This window comes from Streptomyces sp. NPDC002573 (assembly GCF_042889625.1).
Classification (GTDB): Bacteria; Actinomycetota; Actinomycetes; order Streptomycetales; family Streptomycetaceae; genus Streptomyces; species Streptomyces gibsoniae.
Genome location: NZ_JBIARC010000024.1, coordinates 107,676 through 125,544 on the forward strand (window position 1 = coordinate 107,676; position 17,869 = coordinate 125,544).

A 17,869-nucleotide genomic window follows, 5' to 3' on the forward strand; every position below is an offset into this window, starting at 1 on the left:
GCCTGTGACGCCCCCTCGGGACCCCACCGCAGCCACCGGGGTGCAGGGCGGGCGAACCACGACTTCGCGGCCCCTGAAGCCCAACACCGGAGGAATCGACATGGCAATATCCCGTCGCAGGATCCTGACAGCCGCCGGAGTGGCCGTGGTTGCCGCGGCCATCGACGTCGGAAGTCTGCGCGCCGTCGCCAGTGCCGCGTCGCCGCCTCTCGGCACCGGTGCCGCATTCGGGCTCACCACGCTGGACCAGACGGTGCAGATCGGCCCCGACCTGGGCATGGGGTACCACGGTGTGGCCGCCGGCCCCGGCGAACCGCACATCATCCGCGACGACTTCACCCTCGCCACCTCACCGCAGGTCACCCGATCGCTGATCGCCTTCGCCCAGATGTCCGACCTGCACATCGTCGACGACCAGTCCCCGCTGCGCGTCGAGTGCCTCGACCGGCTCGCGGACGCCGGACCTCCGCACTACGGCTCGTACCCGACCGAATCGGCGTACCGCGCGCACGAATTCCTTTCGACACAGACGACCGACGCGATGTGCCGAGCCGTCCGGCAGGTCCTGCGCAGTCCGCGGACGAGCACACCGCTGGCGTTCACCGTCGTCACGGGCGACGCGGTCGACAACTGCCAGTACAACGAGTCGCGGTGGTACATCGACCTGCTCGACGGCAACACGGTGCGCCCGGACTCCGGTGACCTCACCAAGGACGAGAGCGTGGCGAGCGGCCTGTTCGGGACGGAGACCCACTACTGGCATCCGGAGGCACGGCAGACTCCGCCCGACAACAACGCCCTCCACGGCTTTCCGGTCGTGAGCGGCCTGCTGCCGGGCGCCCGCAGACCGTTCACGGCGACCGGGCTGGGCATGCCCTGGTACGCCGCCTACGGCAACCACGACGCGCTCGTCCAGGGCAACGTGCCGATCGACATCCTCCCCTTCGACCCGCTCAAGAGCATCGCCACCGGCTCCACCAAGCTGACGGAGATCGAGGGACTCCCGGACGTCTTCGGCAACACCGCGTCGTACTACCTGGACCTGTTGGGGGACGTACTGGCGGGCGAGTTCACCCTCCAGACCGCCCACGTGACGCAGGACCCGTCCCGGCGGCTGCTCACGCGGAGCGACTTCATCGCCGAGCACTTCAACACCACCGGTGCCCCTCGCGGGCACGGGTTCACGTCCGGCAGCGACCAGGCCTACTACGCGATTCCCTCGGAGCCGAACGACATGTTCCAGTTCCTGGTGCTGGACACGACCAACACCAGCGGCGGTGCCAACGGCGCCATCGACAAGGACCAGTGGAACTGGCTGAACGCCCAGCTCAAGGCCAACAGCTCACGCTACGAACTCGACGACTCCGACGGCACCCGGGCCAGGACGGTCGTCAACCAGCCCGGGGTGACCGACAAACTCATGGTCATCTGCTGCCATCACACGCTCGACTCCATGGACAACACGGACAGCGGGTCCCCGTACGGCGGCACGGAACTCCGCGACCTGCTGCTGCGCTTCCCGAACGTGATCCTGATGGTCGACGGCCACACGCACACCAACAACATCCGGGCCCACAAGACGTCCTGGCCGTCCGTCATCGGCAACGGCTTCTGGGAGGTGAACACGGCCTCGCACATCGACTGGCCCGTCCAGAGCCGGATCTTCGAGATCGCCGAGGGCGGTGGCATCCTGTCGATCTTCACGACCATGGTCGACTCGGACGCACCGCTGTCGTGCAACGGGGACACCAGCACCCCCGCCGCACTCGCCTCGTTGGGACGCGAGCTGGCGGCCAACGACCTTCAGGCCGTGGCGGCCGGCATCGGCAAGCGCCGTGGAACAGCCGACGCCCGCAACACACAACTGCTCATTCCCGCTCCCTTCTCCCTGTCCGCCGGACGCGGCACGCCGCTTCCGAGCGCCGACTGGCCGGTGGTTCAGCAGGGGGCGAGCAGTGAGCTGGTCAGGACCGCGCAGTACCTGCTCAACGCCCGGGGGGCCACGCTGAGCGTGGACGGCGCCTTCGGTATGGCCACCGGCAGCGCGGTGCGGTCCTTCCAGACCGGCCGCGGACTGTCCGCCGACGGGATCGTCGGACCCGCGACCTGGCGGGCCCTCGCCGTCGCGGTGCAGCAGGGCAGCGGCGGGCCCGCGGTGACGGCGTTGCAGCGCCGGCTCAACGCCCACGGGGCCGCACTGAGCGTGGACGGCGCCTTCGGTACGGCCACGGGCAGCGCGGTGCGGTCCTTCCAGTCCGCGCACAGCCTGCCGGCCGACGGGGTCGTCGCGTCCACGACCTGGCAGACCCTGACCGCGCTGTGACGCCGACCGCCCACGGGACCGCCGGCCCGTCCGCATGTGCACGGGAAGTTGGCAGACGTACGTCACGTGGGCCAGTAGGAGCACCGTAGCCCGGTGTGCACCGCGTGCCGCAGATGTTCACCGATCACCGGATCGGCTGCCGCGATCCGGTCCAGCGCCCGGCGGATGGCCTTGCTCACCGCGACCCGGGAGCGTTCCTCGCCCTCGGGGAAGCGGCGGGCGCGTCCGCTCAGGCCGGTGGCACCCGCCAGCTGGCTCATCAGCCAGTCGTGTTCGGCCTGGGCCGCGGCGGTGCGCTCCTGGTCGTCGGCCGCCTCGAACTCGTCCAGTTCGGTGCGCAGCCGGGCCAGACGATCGCGGTACTCCTGCGTCGCCATCCGGTCCAGCAGCGGCTGCCCGGACAGGGCCGTGCGCTCGGCGACCCCGTCGAGCGCGGCCAGTCCCGCCACGAGGTCGACGGCCCGGATCTCCTGGCGCGGGTTGGCGATCAGCACCACCAGATGGAGCATCCCCACGCTGTGCTCGACCAGGACGCTGCGCTCGCCGAACCCGACCCGCCACTTACGGCCCAGCCGGGTGCAGAACGCCGTGGGCTGCCCCTGCCCGTCCTCGCCCCGCGGATCCGCGCCGCCGTGTCCGTCGGTCTCCGGCGCCGGCGCGGCCTCCCCGGCGGCCACGGCCATCTCCTGCCGGACGGCGTGGGCCTCGGCCTGCCGGCCGGCCCGTTCGAGCGCCACCGCGAGCCGTTCCGAGGAGGCCGTGACCGCGGGCCAGTGCGCGAGGGCGAGGTTCTGCCGTACCGCGTCCCGTAGATGGGTCACCGCCCGGTCGACGTCGCCCATGGCCAATGCGGCGACCCCCAGCGCGTGGTGCGCCGAGCCGAAGCAGGCGACGGCGAGACTGCCCACTATCGGCAGGTGACCGTACGGACTCAGCAGTTCGTAGACCCGCGCCGCCGTGGCGGTGTCGTCGAGGAGATAGGCGGCCTCCGCGACACCGTGCATCGTCACCATCCAACTGCTCGACCGAGGCAGGTCGCCGAGGTCGCGGCCGCACAGCGTGGCCAGCGCGCTGACGGCCTTGCGCCGGTCACCTGCCGTCACCGCGGCCACTGCCAGCGCGGCCAGGGCGTGATCGTCCACAGCGCTCAGCGTCGGCGAGTTGATTAATTCGCTGAGGAGCGGCACGAGCTCGACCACCCGGCCCTGGTACCAGCGGATGGTCACCAGCTGCGCCGCCTGCCACACTGTGGCGTTGACGTCACCGGCGGCGATCCCGCGCTCGGTACAGGCCCTGGCCAGGACCTCGGCCTCGTCGAGGCGGCCTGCGCGGACGGCGAGCATGACCTCCATCGCGCTCACGACGAAACCCACCGCGAGATGGTCCCGCTCGGCCAGCAGGCCGCGCAGTTCCACGAGGCAGCGTTCCGCGTGCGGGTCGCCGTCCAGGAACATGTCGACCGTCTGCCACAGCAGGCCCATCAGCAGATCGCTGCGGCGGGAGGTACGGAAGCTCTCCGCGACCAGTTCGGCGGCCAGTTCCCGGCGTAGTGCGGCGTGCTCCGGGCCGACGAGGCAGTGATGGGCCAGACTCAGAGCCTCCGCACGCGCCATCGGATTCTGCTGTGCCCTCGCCTGCTTGAGCAGCGCCAGCACCGCCGTGTTGTCGCTGTTGCGGTAGTCGCCCTCCCCGGCCAGCCGGATCCGCAGCCGCAGCGCCAGTGAGGACTGAGGATCCAGTAAGTCCAGGGCCCGCCGTATCTGAGATTCCAGGAGGACCGAGCCCGCGACCGTGCGGTGCTCGTGCACCCACAGACCACCGAAGCCGAGAGCGGCCACCGCCATCGACCGTTCCTCGCCCACCGACTCGGCGATCCGGTAGGCGCGTCCGAAGCGGTCCCGGCCGGTGCGCAGATCACCATCGTCGACGACGGCACGGGTGCCCTCGTCCAGCAGGGTCCGCAGTTCATCGAGCCGCTTGGCGTCCGGCCCGGCCGGACCGGACGCGTCCCGAACGGGCGCATCGACATTGTTCACGGCTGTATTTCTCTCCTGGGTGCGCTCGACAACGCCAGGTGAAGCCGGCCGGACCGCCGTGTCGGTCGTGATCGGTGGCCTTGCCACAGGCGGAGGACGGCGACTGACCCTATCGCAGAGGCCGCAACGGGGGAACAGCCACAGGTTGTACGGCAGACGGACACCGTACGAGGCCCGGGGTCCGGGACCCGCGGCGGACGAGGAGGGAACGCGATGGCACGGCAGGGCACGGGACGGCACGGCTTGGAACGCCCACCTCGCAGTGACACATTCCATCGTCCACTCCTTCGAAAGGGACTCAGTCGTGGGCTTTTTCGGGCATCGGCGCTCCGCCCTGGGCGGCGCCGTGGCGTTCGCCTTCGGGCTTCTGCTCGGTGGAGGTCCGGCGGCGTCCGCTGCCCCGGCCGCGGCGCCGGCCTTCTTCATCACCTCCGACAGCCAGCAGGACCTGTTCGTGCAGGCCATCGACACACCGGACGCGGTGGTGCGGATCGCCGGGAACGTGGATCTGGACCTGACCGGACGGGAGGATCTTCCGGTCGCCCCGGGCGTGCAGATCCTGGGCGACCGGTCGCAGCGCCCGCAGGGCCCGCGGCTGTTCACGACCTCGTTCCCGCGCATCCTCTTCAGGGTCGGGAACGACGGGGACGGTACGCACAGCGACAACGTGCGGATCAGCGGAATCCGGTTGCAGGGCGCGGAGAGTGACGACCCCTATTCCGCGGTCGGGACCAGCGACTCCGACGGAATCCGGGTGGACTCCAGCCTGAACGTGGAGATCGACCACAGCGAGATCGATCACTGGCGCGGCTCGGCGGTGAACATCCAGGACGGCCAGAACCGGATCGGCCTCTGGAACGCTCAGGACGTGTGGGTGCACGACAACTACATCCACCACAACCAGCACCCCACCGGCACCATCTGCTGCGGTCACGGCGCGGGCTACGGCGTGGTGACGGCCCATGGCGCCTATGCGCTGGTCGAGCGGAACGTGTTCGACTACAACCGGCACGCGATCACCGGTGACGGTTCGGCCGGGGACGGCTATCTGGCGTACCGCAACCTGATCTGGGGCGGCGGCGGGGACAACTCCCATGTGTGGCACACCCATGAGATCGACATGCACGGCAACGACCCGTCCTGCAGCTACGAGTGCGGCTCCGCGGGCGAGTACATGGACGTGGAGTACAACACGGTCTGGTACACCAACGGCACGGGTGTAAAACTGCGCGGGACGCCCAGTATCGGCATGACCGTGTCGCACAACGTCTTCCGGCATTCGAGCCTGTGGGTGGGGTCGATCCTGCCCATCCACGCCGCGCTGGACCAGACCGAGACCGGGCTGCACCAGTCCGCCAACACCCTCGACTCGTACACCGGCGGCCAGCGCAAGTACTGCGACTTCGACGGCGACGGCGTCGACGACGCCTTCATCGCCACCGGCATCACCTGGTGGTACCAGTCCAGTTCGCTCGGCGGGCGCTGGAGCTACCTGAACCAGTCGGCCACGCGGCTCGCCGACCTGACGCTCGGCGACGTCAACGATGACGGCCTGTGCGATGTCGGCTACCCCGGCAGGGTGTTCGTCAACCCGGGCCAGAACACCTGACCGCGGCGGTCGGCAGGGGCGACGGCCGCACCGACACGGCGGTCAGCGGCGGGCGTCGACGCCGGCGCACAGCCGGATCCGAGGAGCGCGGACGCGGCCGGGGCATCGAGGGCCCACTCACCGAGCGGCCGCCACGTCATGCCTGTGCAGTACGCGGTGGCGGCCTGCGAGGACCTCGGGACCCTGCTGGCCGGATCGGCGGACCCGGAGGCGGCGATCCCGTACCTCGAAGAGGCCGGGCAACTGGCGTCGGCCTCGGGAGCCGTGCGCGATCATGAGCGGATCCGACGGCACCTTCGGCAGCTCGGCGTGCGCAACGGGGCGGCACCTCACCCCACGGCCGGTGCTCCGGCGTGGGAGTGTCTGACGGAGTCCGAGCGGAAGCTGATCCCGCTGGTCGTGGACGGCCTCACCAATCGGGCCATAGCCGAGCGGCTCTATCTGTCCGTGCACACCGTCAACACGCACATGAAGCACATCTCCGCCAAGCTCGGCATCAACACACGGGTCGAGCTGACCCGGCTGGCGATCGAGCGGGGCGGTATCGCCGACGAGACCGGCTGAGCGGGTACCCGCCGGGAGATGCGTACGCCGTCGTAGCCGTCAGTGATGGCCCGGTCACGCCTCCAGCCGGTCGGCGGGCGGGTGCCAGCCGGTCGGCCGGAAAAGTTCGGGCCGTTCGGCGGGATGGTTCCGGAAAGCTGCCGGGATGGCTGGGGCGGGCGCGCTGCGAACCCTGAAGGCATGACGCAGAACGTATTGTCGGCTGTGCCCGCACAGGCGACGCGTGAGCATGAACCGGTTCGCTCCTCCACCGCTGCCGCCGCCCCGTCGACGGGGCGGCTGATCGGTATCGACCTGGCACGCGGGCTCGCGGTCTTCGGCATGTTCGCCGCCCATGTCGGCCCCGACGTGACGGTGGGCGGGCCGGTCGGGTTCCTGCTGGAGCTGGCACGGGGCCGCTCCTCCGCCCTCTTCGCGCTGCTCGCCGGCTTCTCGCTGATCATCATCATGGGTCGTCCGCAGCCACGGACCGGGCGCTCCGGGCGCCAGGCGATGGTCAGGATCGTGATCCGTGCCGTTGTCCTGCTGGCGCTCGGCTACGCGCTGACGGCCCTCGGCACGTCGATCGAGGTGATCCTCAGCTTCTACGGGCTGCTCTTCCTGACGGTCCTCCCGCTGTACCGGTTGCGGGCACGGACACTCGCGCTGCTCGCCGCCGCGGCCACGCTGATCCTGCCGCAGGTTCTGTACGTGATACGGGCGTCGATCGAGGGAGGCAACTGGGCCGACGCCGTCATCGCCCGGGACCCGCTGGCCTGGATCAGCGGCTCGGACGGGTTCGTCGAGCTGCTGTTCACAGGGTCGTATCCGGTCGTCACCTGGATCCCCTTCCTGCTCGCGGGCATGGCGGTGGCCCGGCTCGACCTCACTCGGCCCGGCATCCGATCCCGGCTGGCCCTGACCGGCGGGGTGCTCGCCGCGCTCGGCTACGGCGGCTCGTGGCTGGCCCTGCACTTCGTCCCCCACGCTCTCTCCGCCGTCGCGGCCGCGACGGACGGCGGTACGGCATCGGCCGCGTGGTGGTCCGACACCGTCGGTGACGTCCCGGACCACAGCCCGCTCGCCTGGCTGCTGGTCGCCGCACCGCACAGCCAGACGACCTTCTCCATCCTCGGCAACACGGGTGTCGGCATCCTGGTGGTGACCGCGTGCCTGGCCGTCGCCGACCGGCTGCCGCGCCTCACGCGCCTGGCCAGGCCCGTCGCAGCGGTCGGCATGATAGCGCTGACCGTCTACGTCCTCCACATCGTCGCCCTCTGGTTCTTCACCGACGTCTGGTACGTGTCCGCGATGGAGGACGAGGGCATGTCCGGTCTGCCGGTGCTGCTCAGCTTCATCGCAGCCGCCGGCCTCTTCGCCACCCTGTGGACTCGCCAGTTCCGGCGTGGCCCCTTCGAGCATCTGCTCCACGTCGCCACCCGGCCCGCGCGGTACGTCAAGTAAGACGCTCAGCCCTTCTGCCGCAGACCGTCGCAGCAAGCGCCCGCCCCGTTCCACGGGGCGGCCGCGGCAGACCACGAGGCCGTCGACTGTGGTGGCCCAGTCACCAAGGGTGCGAACAACATGAATTGCTCTTGCCTGAATTTTGTACGCATGCAGTAGCTTCCGCCCTGCCGCCGCCGCTGTGCGCGTCGTCCACGGCGGCGGCCTCGTGCGCCCATCAAGTCGAAGGCCAGCCATGTCCGTCCTGACCTATCCCGAAGCCATAGGTGTCGGCCTGTTGCAAGGCGTCACCGAGCTGTTCCCGGTCTCCAGTCTGGGACACAGCATCCTCATCCCGGCCCTCCTGGGCGGGCACTGGAAACACGATCTGGACGTCTCGGCCGACGGGTCGCTGTACCTCAACGAACTGGTCGGCCTCCACCTGGCCACCGCCCTGGCGCTGGTCGTGTTCTTCTGGCGCGACTGGGTGCGGGTGATCCGGGGGTTGACCACGTCCATCACGCAGCGGCGTATCGAGACCGTGGACCAGCGGCTCGCCTGGCTGATCATCACGGCCAGCATCCCGGTCGCTGTCGCCGGCCTCGCGCTCGACAAGGTGTTCCGCACCACCCTGGGCCGGCCCGTCCCGACGGCGATCTTCCTGGCCCTCAACGGCATCGTGCTGTTCGTCACCGAGCAGTTGCGGCGTGGCGGTACGGGCCGCAGGCGCGCGGGAGCCTCGGCGGCGCCCGGTGAGGAGCACCTCACCCCGGACGAGCTGTCGGACCAGCGGATCACCGGCATGTCCATACGGCAGGCGATGCTGATCGGCGCGGCCCAGATCCTCGCCCTCCTTCCCGGGATCAGCCGCTCCGGGTCCACCATCAGCGCGGGTATCTTCAAGGGCCTCAATCACGAGGACTCCGCACGGTTCGCGTTCCTGCTCGCCACGCCGGTGATCGGCGGAGCGGCACTGCTCAAGCTGCCCCCGCTGCTGGGTTCCGAGGGCAACGGCCTGCGGGGACCGCTGCTGGCGGGAAGCGTCGCCGCCTTCGTGGCCGCCTACCTCGCCACCCGCTATCTGGTCAGGTACTTCGAGCACCGGACCCTCATCCCGTTCGCCATCTACTGCTCCGTGGCGGGACTCGGCAGTCTGGCCTACTTCGCCATCGGGTGACCGGGACCAGGTTGATCCCCGACCGCCGATGAACTCGCGCCGCCTGGGCCTGCGGAAGGCCCGGACGCAAGGGACGGGTCTGCCCAGCCTGCTGTCTTCTACAACGCTGTAGAAGGTGACGGGATGCCAGTTCGCCTTCGTGCGCGACGTGGCGGACCCGGACGAAGGGGAGTCGACATGGCCCTGTGGGACCGCATCAAGGATTCGGCGTCGCAGATGCAGACCCAGCTGGTGGCGAAGAAGAACGACCTGAAGAGCGGTGCGTTCCGCGATGCGAGCATGGCGATGTGCGCTCTTGTCGCTGCGGCCGACGGGAAGATCGCCCCCCCCCGAGCGCCAGCGCGTCGCGCAGCTGATCTTCAGCAACGAGGTGCTGACGAACTTTCCCGCCGACGACCTCAAGCGCCGCTTCGAGGACAACCTCGAGAAGCTGACCGCCGACTTCGACTTCGGCAAGGTGAGCGTGTTGCAGGAGGTCGCCAAGGCGAAGAGGAAGCCCGCCGAGGCACGCGCGGTGATCCAGATCGGCATCGTCATCGGTGGCGCCGACGGTGACTTCGACGCCACCGAGCGCGCCGTGGTCCGAGACGCCTGCTTCGCGCTGGGGCTCCCGCCTCACGAGTTCGACCTGTGACCGAAGCGCCTTGGCGCGACGCGTCGATGGGGCCGACAGGGATTCCAGCCTGCCGGCCCCATCGACGTCTCAGGGTCAGAGCGGGGTGGCCGCGCGGAGCAGGAGCAGCAGGGTGACCGCCGAGTTGGCCGAGAACATCGCCGACAGGAGAACTCCAAGGGCCGCGGTCCACAGGGCCAGGCCCACCGTCGTGAAGACCGGCGGCCAGGTGCGCGCGGCGGGTGCCGGCCCGAGGAGGGCCGCAACTCGGCGCGGCAGCGGGCCCGGTGCGGCGAGGCCGGCGAGTGTGGGTGCGGGTGCGGCGTGCGAGACGAGGGCCGCCTTGCCGATCGCACGGGCGACTGCCTTGCGGCTGCCGACGGCCTGGGCGGCTTCCTCGTCCGCCCATCGCTCCGCCGTGTAGGACACGGTGGTTCGCAGCGGCACCAGGAACGGGTTGGCGCAGGCGGCCAGTTGGACCAGCAGCAGGTGACGGTGGTGCCGGGCCGCCAGGTGGGAGCGCTCGTGGGCGAACAGGGCGCGGCGCTCCCGGGACGAGAGGCGGGAGAGCAGCCCCGTGGACACCACGATGCGGTCGCGCAGACGGCCCGGAAGCGCGTAGGCATAGGGCTGGGAATCGGGCAGGACCGCGACCTGCGTGCGCGGCAGACCCTTCAGGGCCTCATGTGCCTGCCACCGCACCCGGCAGTGGCACAGCAGGGCTCGGGCGCAGCGCCCGACGACCGCGATCAGCGCGGGGGATCGCCGCCTTCCCGGCGATCTCGTGGCGCGGCACACTCTCGCGCACCTCGGGGTCCGACCAGCCGTCCGGCAGGGGATTGCCCGGCAGTTGGGCGGTGCCGACCACCATCAGCAGGGCCAGGCACACCGTGCTGCACACGGCCATGACACACGAGGCGCCGGTCAGCAGCACTGTGGCGCTGCGGGGGTGAACGCGTTGTTCGGCCAGGCGCGCGATCGGCCAGGCGGTCAACGGAAGCACCAGAGGGAGGAAGACGAAGACACCCATGCGTTCTCAGTCCTCGGCGTCGGCCTGGTCCAGCAGTTCACGCAGCAGTTGTTCGTCGTCTTCCGGCAGCGTGGTGATGAAGCTGGTCAGCACCGCTCTGCGGTCCTGCTCGCCGTCCAGCACCTGGTGCATCTTCAACGCGGCGAGACCGGCCTCGTCCGCGGCGGGCATCCATACGAACGACCGCCCTTCGCGCTTGCGGGTGACGGCGTTCTTCGCCAGCAGGCGGGCCAGTACCGTCATCACGGTCGTGTACGCGAGCTCGGCGGCCAGATGCTCCTGTACCCAGCCGGCGGTCACCGGTCCTCGGGCAGCGCTGCGAGCACCTGCGTCTCCAAAGCGCCCTGAGCCCTGCGCCGACGGCGCGGATCCGGCTCCGTCACACCCTGTCTCCCTTCTGTGTCCTCCTGGCCTCGACTGCTCGTGCCGGGGGAACACCCATCGTATAGAGCGGGTGGCCGCGGCCCGCTGTGGCCGGTGGGGCGCGTGAGAAGCGACGACGTGCCGAGCGGGAGGCGCTGCGGTGAGCCGGTCCCCGCGGCGGGGCAGGCGTGGCACCGCCTCACGCGGGCCTTAGTCCGCCTGCTGTACAAGGATGCTGGCCGAGAGCGGGGCGCAGAGAGGGCGGGACATGTCCGATTCCGGGGCACCGAGGCGCCTGTGGTGGCTCCTCGTCGTGGTGTTCGCCTTGGCGGTGTACGGCATCGTGCGTGCGGTCGGCACCCCGCAGGGCGCCACGCCGCGTTCGGCAGAGGCATCACCCTCCACACCGAGCCCGTCGGCCGACCGGTCCACTCCCTCTCCCTCGGCGACGACCGCCACGTCGTACGATCCGGCCGCCTACGCCTCCCAGGTCCGTGCCCGGGCTCGTCAGACCGGCGTGAGCGCCCAGTTGCTGATGGCGATCCTCTACAACGAGGCGTACAAACCGCACGATCCGTCCTTCGAGCGGGCCTGGCAGAAGTACAAGCCGGATGCCGCCTTCGGTATCGCGAACATGCACCGAGCCGCCTTCGACGAGGTGAAACAGGGCCGGGACTTCGCCGGCCGCCGCTGGGAGGAACTGCCCGACGACCGCGGCCTCGCCATCGAGGCCGAGGCCTGGTACCTCCACGACCTGGCGACCCGACTGCCCGTCCGCTGGTCCGCCTCGTACACGAAGGACGACCTGCTGGCCCTCGGGTACAACACCGGTGCGAGCAACATGCCTGTCTTCGCCCGCGGCGTGGCCCCGGGCAGCCAGGCCCGGTCGTACCTGGACCGGCTGCACGCGAACTGGGCGAAGGCGGGCAGGGCTGTCGGCGCGGGCTGACGCATTCGCGGTGCCCTGACCGGAACGACGGCCGACTACGGGTGCCGATCTTTCCCGTGCGGAGCAGGTAACTTGCAACATTGCGCAATAATTGAAGTCAACGGGGGGTAGGCCCCGGTGTGTCGGGCGGAGGAAGGGCATGTATGCCGCGCGGGGACATCCGGCGAGTGCGTGAGGTGAATCTGCGGCTGGGCGCCGCGTTGGCCGAGGTCGAGGGGCTCTATGCGGCCTTGCTGAGGGCCGGTTCCTCCAGGCGGCGCCGACGGCTGCAGGCGGAACTGGCGCGCGCCGCCGGGCGGCTCGCCGCTCTGGCGGCCGCTCCGTCGGACGTAGGGCCCCCGGTCGTCCGGGTGCGGCGCTCGCGTTGGGGGCGGCGACGGGCTCTGGCCGAACGAGGTGCGGCGTGGATCGTCACGCGGTACGGACGAGGCGTGCACTGAGGCCAGAGGTTCCGCGTACCTGGCGCGCACCGCCCGGGGGAGACCGTGAGGGCCGGCCCGGCCACCGAGAGCCGCCCGGCTCGCTGAGTCCCGTGCGCCCGGGTTCTTCAGGGGCTGGCGATGTCGAATCCGTACCGCAGTGGCTCTCCGGTCACGCCGTGGTCGCGACGGTAGACGAACACCGCTTCCGCGCGCAGGCCGCACGATGCGGTCTCCACCTGGCAGGGATACGTCACCTGGATCACGCGCGGCCGGCCGGAGACCTTCACCCGCAGTCCGTTCGCGGGCCCTCCGTCAAGCACCGCGGATTCCCATGCAGTCATGTCGGTCGTCTCCACGCCGACAGTTTAAGGGTTGCGCAAGTGTTTAGGCGTAGCGAGGCGAGTCGCGACCGCTCGGGCAGACGACCGGCGATCCATCACGATCTACAGTGTTGTAGAAGTGTCTTCCGCAGGGCGATCGCCCAACCTGTCTGCTCTCCCGCGGTGTTGGCCGGGAGATGTCCCAGCGCGACAAGGAGCCAAGGCAGCACGATGCCGGAGCGGCACGATCAGACGGGCGCCGTCGAGCCCGGGTCCGTCCGTCCGGAACTGGCGCGCCGTTGCCGCCGTATCACTGAGGCCCGGTGGTTCGCCCTGACGGTCTTCGCTGTGATCCTTCTCAACGCGGCGTTGCTCGGCATGGAGACGTACTCCGGAGTCGTCGAGGAATGGCATCTGTGGTTGCGGCTGGCCGAGCACGGCTGCCTCGTCGTGTTCACCGTCGAGATCCTGTTGCGCCTGGGCGGGCACGCCGACCGTCCCCGGGACTTCTTCAAGGACCCGTGGAACCTCTTCGACCTCGCCGCGGTCCTGTGTGCGTTCCTGCCCGTCGTCCGCGAGAACACCACGGTCCTGCGTCTGCTGCGGCCGGCCCGGGTGCTGCGCCGGCCCGTTTCCTGCCCCAGCTGCGGATCGTGCTGGTAGCGGTCGCTCGCAGTCTGCCCGGCACGCTCAGCTTCCTGCTCGTCGGCGGACTGCTGATGTACGTGTACGCGATGGTGGGCCGGGGCTTCTTCGGCCGCCAGGACCCCGAGCGCTACGGCTCCATCGGCCGCGCGGTCCTGACCCTCTTCCTCCTGATGACCCTGGACGGCATGGGCGACGCGGTGCATGCGGGCCTGCACGTCTCCCGCTGGAGCCTCGTCAACTACGCCTCCTGCGTACTGCTCGCCTCCCTCGAACGAGATCTCGTCCAGACGGCGCCGCCCTACGCCGGTCAGGCGCCGCGCACACTCCCGGCCGGCGGACCCGGCTCCTCCTGAAAGGCCTCAGCTACCGTCCCGACAAGCGGCCCCAAAGCCCCACGACCAGCTCGACCGACCTTGTGGTCGAGCGGCAGCCGTGGCCCGACCCCCGCGATCGCTCCACGTTGAGCACATGGCAGAACTCGGTCTGCCACCCTCAGTTCACGGGGACAAGGGTCAGGTAGGCCAGACCCAGGAGGCCGCGATACCCCCGGAGCCATGTGCTGCGGTGGCGGTCGACGCGGTCGCGGGTCTCTTCCGCCCGGGGGTGATCGGGGTGGGCGGCGAGCCATTCCTCGACGTCCGACTGGTAGCCGGACTCGAACTCCTCCCACTCATCGCTATTGGCGGTCTCGATCCAGGCGGGCCGGAAGCCCGCGGCGACGGCGAGGTCGACAAGGCCCGCGAGGTCGTGGAACTCGGAGCGGGAGGCGTCCGGCCACATGGCCGACAGCTCCGCCGGAGTGGGCGGGCGCTGCCAGAAACCCTCGCCGAGAAGGACACGGCCGCCGGGGGCGACCAGGCGGCGGAGGGCGCGGAGCGCGGCCGCGGTGTGCTCGGGCGGCTGGGCATCGCTGAGGGCGTGGCTGGCGCTGAAGCAGAGAACGATGTCGGTGGGGCCTCGGCCGGTGTCGGCGGCGGACTCCTGGACGAAACGGACACGCTCGGCCAGCCCCCGCGCCTCGGCGTTGGCGCGCCCGCGGGCAAGGTCGTGCTCATTGAGGTCGACACCGACGCCGGTCGCGCCGGGCGTCGCCTCGATGAGGCGGAGCATGAACTCGCCCCAGCCGCAGCCGATGTCGAGCACGGTGGTCGGAGCGGTCGGGCCGGCTTGGGCGGTGAGCCGTCGGATCATCCTTGCCGCCCGGTCCTCGGAAAGCGGTCCGTGGAAGGTGAGCCGGGTGAGCCGCGGCGGGCCGGTGGTGTCATCCATGAGCCCGAACAGTAGGGAAGGCCCAGCCCTTGGGGACACCGGATTTCCGAGTGACCGCGGCCGAACGGGCGGTCGACGACCGACCGCCTCCCGGTCGGCGTCGCCGGGAGACCTCGGGGTCCTTTCGAACGGACCACGTTCATCACCCGGTGGCCACGGTCTCCGTGCCGCTGCGCAGAGCTCGCTCCTCCGCGTCGGCCAACCAGAAGAAGACGGCCGGCAGGGTGAGCTCGATCACCGCCAGTGCGATCTGGAACCAGTGCGGCCAGCCGTGAACGGCGAGCGAAATCAGCCGCCCCACCCCGCCCAGCAGAAAGACCCCGGCCAGCCACCGCACCGCCTGAGCCGGGACAGGCCGCTGCCGAGCGGCCCAGAGCCAGGCCAGCCCGTAGCCGACGAAGCCGGCCCCCATGAACCGGCCCCAGCTGTCCACCGTCGTGCCGGCGGAACCTGCGCCGGGGATCGCCGCGTTGCCCAGCACCACATGAAACACACCGATCGCCACACAGGCCCAGCCCATCAGCTGTCACCAGCTCCTCGCCGTCGGAGCACGGCTCTTCGCCGCACGCCCGTACGACGACGTGCTGATGGAGGAGGTCGCCAAGGAGGCCGGCATCTCCCGAGCCCTGCTCTACCGCCACTTCCCCAGCAAGCACGCGCTCTTCGCGGCCGTCTACCAGCAGGCCGCGGACCAACTGCTCGACGAAACCCGGCTCGACCCCGCCGACTCCCTGACGGGGCAGCTCATCCAGGGCATGGACGTCCATCTCGACTACTTCATGGCCAACCGCCACGCCGTCCTCGCCGCGAATCGGGTCCTCTCGGGCGACCCGGTCATTCAGTCGATCATGACGAACGAGCTGGACGCACTCCGCACGCGGCTGCTGGCCGTACTCCCACTCGCGGACGACAGCGCCCGCGAGGCCGTGTCCGCCGTCCTGAAAAGCTGGCTGGTCTTCGTCCAGGTCCTCTGCGTTGACTGGCTCACCCGCGAGACCTGCACCCGCACCCAGCTCCGCGACATCTGCATCGGCGCGCTTCTCGGCGCCCTCCGGCCTCTGCTCGCCGACGGCCCCGTACCGAGTGGCCGCCGCAGGGGCCCGGCACGGATGCCTAGCGCTCAGCACCCGACTGCACTCACGGGGCCGGCCGTCGACCGCCGAGGCGTAGCGAACAGGCCGACGGGGCCAGGAGTTACGGATCCACGGGGTGCGGTATCGCCTAGTCGTATCCTTACCCCCGCTGAACCTCGCCTTTCACACTGCGCGATACCTTTTCCAGTAGTTTCAAGAACAACATGGCAGTCAGGGAGACCGGCGCGGTGAAGCGGCGCAGCAGGCGTGGCGGGATGTATGTACCACTGGCGGGGGCGGTCGCGACGACCCTGGCGGTCGGCGGCTGCGGCGCGAGCGGTGGCAACGCGACCGGCCCGACGGCCACCACGAGGCAGGCCGCACCCACCGGCGGCATTCCGAGCGGCGCGCCGCACCACGTTGACGACGCTGCCGCCTGGCACAAGTGGGGCCTGACGCCGTTGCCCGCGACCCCTGAGCCCCCCGCCGACAAGCCCGTCAAACTCTCCGCGACCGGCCCGGTCCCGGTCTTCACGCACATACCGACCTCGCAGAAGGTCGTCTTCATAACCGTCGACGACGGACTGGAGAAGGATCCCAAGTTCATCGAGATGATGCGGGATCTGAAAGTCCCGATCACGATGTTCCTGATGAACGACGCCATCAAGTCGGACTACGGGTACTTCAAGCCGCTGCAGGCGATGGGCGACCACATACAGAACCACACCCTGCACCACCCCCCGATGAACACCGTCCCGCTGGCCCGTCAGAAGGAAGAGGTGTGCGGGGACCAGAAGATCCTCACCAAGGAGTACGGCACCGCGCCGCTGCTGTTCCGCCCGCCCTACGGCGCGTACAACGCCAACACCAAGATCGCGGTGGGTGAGTGCGGGCCGCGGGCGATCGTCTGGTGGCGCGAATCCATGCAGATCCGCAACATGCAGTACCAGCAGGCGGACAAGAAGCTGCAGCCCGGCGACATCATCCTCGCCCACTTCCGGGGCCCGGCGGAGCTCAAGGGCGTCACCATGACGAAGATGTTCGGCAACATGCTCAAGCGGATACAGGAGCAGGGATTCGCGGTGGCGCGCCTGGAGGACTACATCCAGCCGCCGACCGCTGCCCACTGAAAGCGGCTCGGCGGGTCATTACGCCGCGTGCGTGCGTGTTCATCGCCGTCGCGGACTCCAGGCAGGTGCGCAATGATTTCGCGTTAAGCTCGGGGCGTGACTCCTCGATCTTCCGCGCGCCCCGGCGGGCGCAGTGCGCGCGTCCAGCAGGCCGTTCATCAAGCGGTACGAGATCTTGAGGCCGAAGGCGGCCGTGAGGTGCTGACCGTGCCCCTCATCGCGGCCCGGGCCGGGGTCACCCCCTCCACGATCTACCGGCGCTGGGGCGACGTGCGCGAGTTGCTCTCCGATGTGGCGGTGGAGCGACTCCGCCCGGAGGCGCCCCCCGCCGACCACGGGTCTTTGCGCGCCGACCTGGAGGCGTGGGTAGAGCAGTTCACGGAGGAGATGTCCTCACAGATCGGCCGGACCTACATCCGCGACGCCCTGCTGGGTGACCCCGAGCACGGCAACGCAGCCCGCTGCTCCGACTACGCCGCCGAGCAGCTCAAGGTCATCGGTGCCCGGGCCGCCGGCCGCGGAGAGGCGGTACCCGGGGTCGAAGCCATGCTGGACGCCATCGTCGCGCCGCTGATCTACCGCATCCTGTTCCGCCCTTCGGACCTGTCACCCGCCTACACCCACACCCTGGTGTCGTTGGTGGTCGCACCGCGCTGAGCGGGCGAGCCGCACTCAAGCGGGTCTGTCCAGCGACCTAAAAGCGAATGGTTTGCTTTAGGGTGCGGCCCGGTCTAGGATTGCTTAAAGCGAACCAGTTGCGTTAAGTGCTCGGAAGGCGTCATGCCCACGGCCACCGGCCGTGAGCAATGCTCAAGACCTGTGGATTGGTTCCGGGGAGGCACGCGGAGGGCGTACCTTCCCGAATGATCCTTTGATGGTCACCGAGTAGGCCCGCGTTCGCAGCGCGGGTCGGGAAGGCAC

General features: G+C 69.9%; 14 protein-coding genes and 4 pseudogenes. 12 read left to right on the forward strand and 6 right to left on the reverse strand.

All coding sequences use genetic code 11. The features are described from left to right. Positions 1–100: 100 nt before the first annotated feature. Positions 101–2,323: a TIGR03767 family metallophosphoesterase gene (locus ACFYX0_RS23075; RefSeq protein ID WP_388972735.1), complete on the forward strand. Its 2,223-nt coding sequence runs from the start codon at positions 101–103 to the stop codon at positions 2,321–2,323. Between the two features lie 62 nt (positions 2,324–2,385). On the opposite strand, the gene ACFYX0_RS23080 is transcribed toward ACFYX0_RS23075, so the two are convergent. Next, the gene (locus tag ACFYX0_RS23080; protein ID WP_388972737.1) at positions 2,386–4,359 is read right to left on the reverse strand and encodes a hypothetical protein; all 1,974 of its coding nucleotides are present in this window, start codon (positions 4,357–4,359) and stop codon (positions 2,386–2,388) included. 304 nt (positions 4,360–4,663) lie between these two features. On the opposite strand from ACFYX0_RS23080, the gene ACFYX0_RS23085 reads away from it, so the two are divergent. The 5 genes and pseudogenes from ACFYX0_RS23085 (at position 4,664) to ACFYX0_RS23105 (ending at position 9,765) form a co-directional block, all read left to right on the forward strand. Further along, the gene (locus ACFYX0_RS23085) at positions 4,664–5,968 is read left to right on the forward strand and encodes a hypothetical protein (protein ID WP_388972739.1); all 1,305 of its coding nucleotides are present in this window, start codon (positions 4,664–4,666) and stop codon (positions 5,966–5,968) included. 138 nt (positions 5,969–6,106) lie between these two features. Further along, a complete protein-coding gene (locus ACFYX0_RS23090; RefSeq protein WP_388972741.1) occupies positions 6,107–6,532 on the forward strand; it encodes a response regulator transcription factor in 426 nt (141 codons plus the stop codon). A gap of 180 nt (positions 6,533–6,712) precedes the next feature. Beyond that, complete coding sequence (locus ACFYX0_RS23095; protein WP_388972743.1) at positions 6,713–7,975, forward strand: DUF418 domain-containing protein; 1,263 nt, start codon at positions 6,713–6,715, stop codon at positions 7,973–7,975. Between the two features lie 235 nt (positions 7,976–8,210). Continuing rightward, positions 8,211–9,131 carry an undecaprenyl-diphosphate phosphatase gene (locus ACFYX0_RS23100; RefSeq protein WP_355913251.1) on the forward strand — a complete coding sequence of 307 codons (921 nt, stop codon included), beginning with the start codon at positions 8,211–8,213 and terminating at the stop codon, positions 9,129–9,131. A gap of 177 nt (positions 9,132–9,308) precedes the next feature. Then, a pseudogene (locus ACFYX0_RS23105) lies at positions 9,309–9,765 on the forward strand (tellurite resistance TerB family protein). A 75-nt stretch (positions 9,766–9,840) separates the two neighbouring features. Here the strand turns inward: ACFYX0_RS23105 and ACFYX0_RS23110 are convergent. Beyond that, positions 9,841–10,774 (reverse strand): annotated as a pseudogene (locus tag ACFYX0_RS23110) (M56 family metallopeptidase). Between the two features lie 6 nt (positions 10,775–10,780). Beyond that, positions 10,781–11,157 (reverse strand): annotated as a pseudogene (locus tag ACFYX0_RS23115) (BlaI/MecI/CopY family transcriptional regulator). Positions 11,158–11,405: 248 nt separating this feature from the next. On the opposite strand from ACFYX0_RS23115, the gene ACFYX0_RS23120 reads away from it, so the two are divergent. Further along, positions 11,406–12,086, forward strand: a complete 681-nt coding sequence (locus ACFYX0_RS23120; RefSeq protein WP_388972745.1) for a lytic transglycosylase domain-containing protein — start codon at positions 11,406–11,408, stop codon at positions 12,084–12,086. 143 nt (positions 12,087–12,229) lie between these two features. Further along, positions 12,230–12,526: a hypothetical protein gene (locus ACFYX0_RS23125; RefSeq protein WP_355913237.1), complete on the forward strand. Its 297-nt coding sequence runs from the start codon at positions 12,230–12,232 to the stop codon at positions 12,524–12,526. Positions 12,527–12,633: 107 nt separating this feature from the next. Here the strand turns inward: ACFYX0_RS23125 and ACFYX0_RS23130 are convergent, their stop codons facing one another. Continuing rightward, a complete protein-coding gene (locus ACFYX0_RS23130) occupies positions 12,634–12,849 on the reverse strand; it encodes a hypothetical protein (protein ID WP_388972747.1) in 216 nt (71 codons plus the stop codon). A gap of 210 nt (positions 12,850–13,059) precedes the next feature. On the opposite strand from ACFYX0_RS23130, the pseudogene ACFYX0_RS23135 reads away from it, so the two are divergent. Further along, positions 13,060–13,742, forward strand: a pseudogene (locus ACFYX0_RS23135) (ion transporter); the annotation flags it as partial. Between the two features lie 226 nt (positions 13,743–13,968). On the opposite strand, the gene ACFYX0_RS23140 reads toward ACFYX0_RS23135, so the two are convergent. Both ACFYX0_RS23140 and ACFYX0_RS23145 read right to left on the reverse strand, forming a co-directional pair. After that, positions 13,969–14,745 carry an SAM-dependent methyltransferase gene (locus tag ACFYX0_RS23140; RefSeq protein WP_388972749.1) on the reverse strand — a complete coding sequence of 259 codons (777 nt, stop codon included), beginning with the start codon at positions 14,743–14,745 and terminating at the stop codon, positions 13,969–13,971. 142 nt (positions 14,746–14,887) lie between these two features. Then, positions 14,888–15,265, reverse strand: coding sequence for a DUF4345 domain-containing protein (locus ACFYX0_RS23145; protein ID WP_388972751.1), 378 nt, complete (start codon positions 15,263–15,265; stop codon positions 14,888–14,890). Positions 15,266–15,332: 67 nt separating this feature from the next. On the opposite strand from ACFYX0_RS23145, the gene ACFYX0_RS23150 reads away from it, so the two are divergent. From ACFYX0_RS23150 to ACFYX0_RS23160, 3 genes are all read left to right on the forward strand, one after another. Next, positions 15,333–16,070, forward strand: coding sequence for a TetR/AcrR family transcriptional regulator (locus ACFYX0_RS23150; RefSeq protein ID WP_388972753.1), 738 nt, complete (start codon positions 15,333–15,335; stop codon positions 16,068–16,070). Next, positions 16,043–16,948, forward strand: coding sequence for a polysaccharide deacetylase family protein (locus ACFYX0_RS23155; RefSeq protein ID WP_388972755.1), 906 nt, complete (start codon positions 16,043–16,045; stop codon positions 16,946–16,948). The genes ACFYX0_RS23150 and ACFYX0_RS23155 overlap by 28 nt, the downstream gene beginning before the upstream one ends. A 96-nt stretch (positions 16,949–17,044) precedes the next feature. Further along, positions 17,045–17,605 (forward strand): TetR/AcrR family transcriptional regulator, encoded by a 561-nt coding sequence (locus ACFYX0_RS23160; protein WP_388972757.1) that lies wholly within the window; start codon positions 17,045–17,047, stop codon positions 17,603–17,605. The last annotated feature ends 264 nt before the right edge of the window (positions 17,606–17,869 follow it).

Excerpts from the sequence above, each read along its gene's own strand:
- ACFYX0_RS23075 (WP_388972735.1), top strand. The coding sequence starts at position 101 with ATGGCAATATCCCGTCGCAGGATCCTGACAGCCGCCGGAGTGGCCGTG.
- ACFYX0_RS23090 (WP_388972741.1), top strand. The coding sequence starts at position 6,107 with ATGCCTGTGCAGTACGCGGTGGCGGCCTGCGAGGACCTCGGGACCCTG.
- ACFYX0_RS23095 (WP_388972743.1), top strand. The coding sequence starts at position 6,713 with ATGACGCAGAACGTATTGTCGGCTGTGCCCGCACAGGCGACGCGTGAG.
- ACFYX0_RS23100 (WP_355913251.1), top strand. The coding sequence starts at position 8,211 with ATGTCCGTCCTGACCTATCCCGAAGCCATAGGTGTCGGCCTGTTGCAA.
- ACFYX0_RS23120 (WP_388972745.1), top strand. The coding sequence starts at position 11,406 with ATGTCCGATTCCGGGGCACCGAGGCGCCTGTGGTGGCTCCTCGTCGTG.
- ACFYX0_RS23125 (WP_355913237.1), top strand. The coding sequence starts at position 12,230 with ATGCCGCGCGGGGACATCCGGCGAGTGCGTGAGGTGAATCTGCGGCTG.
- ACFYX0_RS23130 (WP_388972747.1), bottom strand. The coding sequence starts at position 12,849 with ATGACTGCATGGGAATCCGCGGTGCTTGACGGAGGGCCCGCGAACGGA.
- ACFYX0_RS23140 (WP_388972749.1), bottom strand. The coding sequence starts at position 14,745 with ATGGATGACACCACCGGCCCGCCGCGGCTCACCCGGCTCACCTTCCAC.
- ACFYX0_RS23145 (WP_388972751.1), bottom strand. The coding sequence starts at position 15,265 with ATGGGCTGGGCCTGTGTGGCGATCGGTGTGTTTCATGTGGTGCTGGGC.
- ACFYX0_RS23150 (WP_388972753.1), top strand. The coding sequence starts at position 15,333 with ATGGAGGAGGTCGCCAAGGAGGCCGGCATCTCCCGAGCCCTGCTCTAC.
- ACFYX0_RS23155 (WP_388972755.1), top strand. The coding sequence starts at position 16,043 with ATGGCAGTCAGGGAGACCGGCGCGGTGAAGCGGCGCAGCAGGCGTGGC.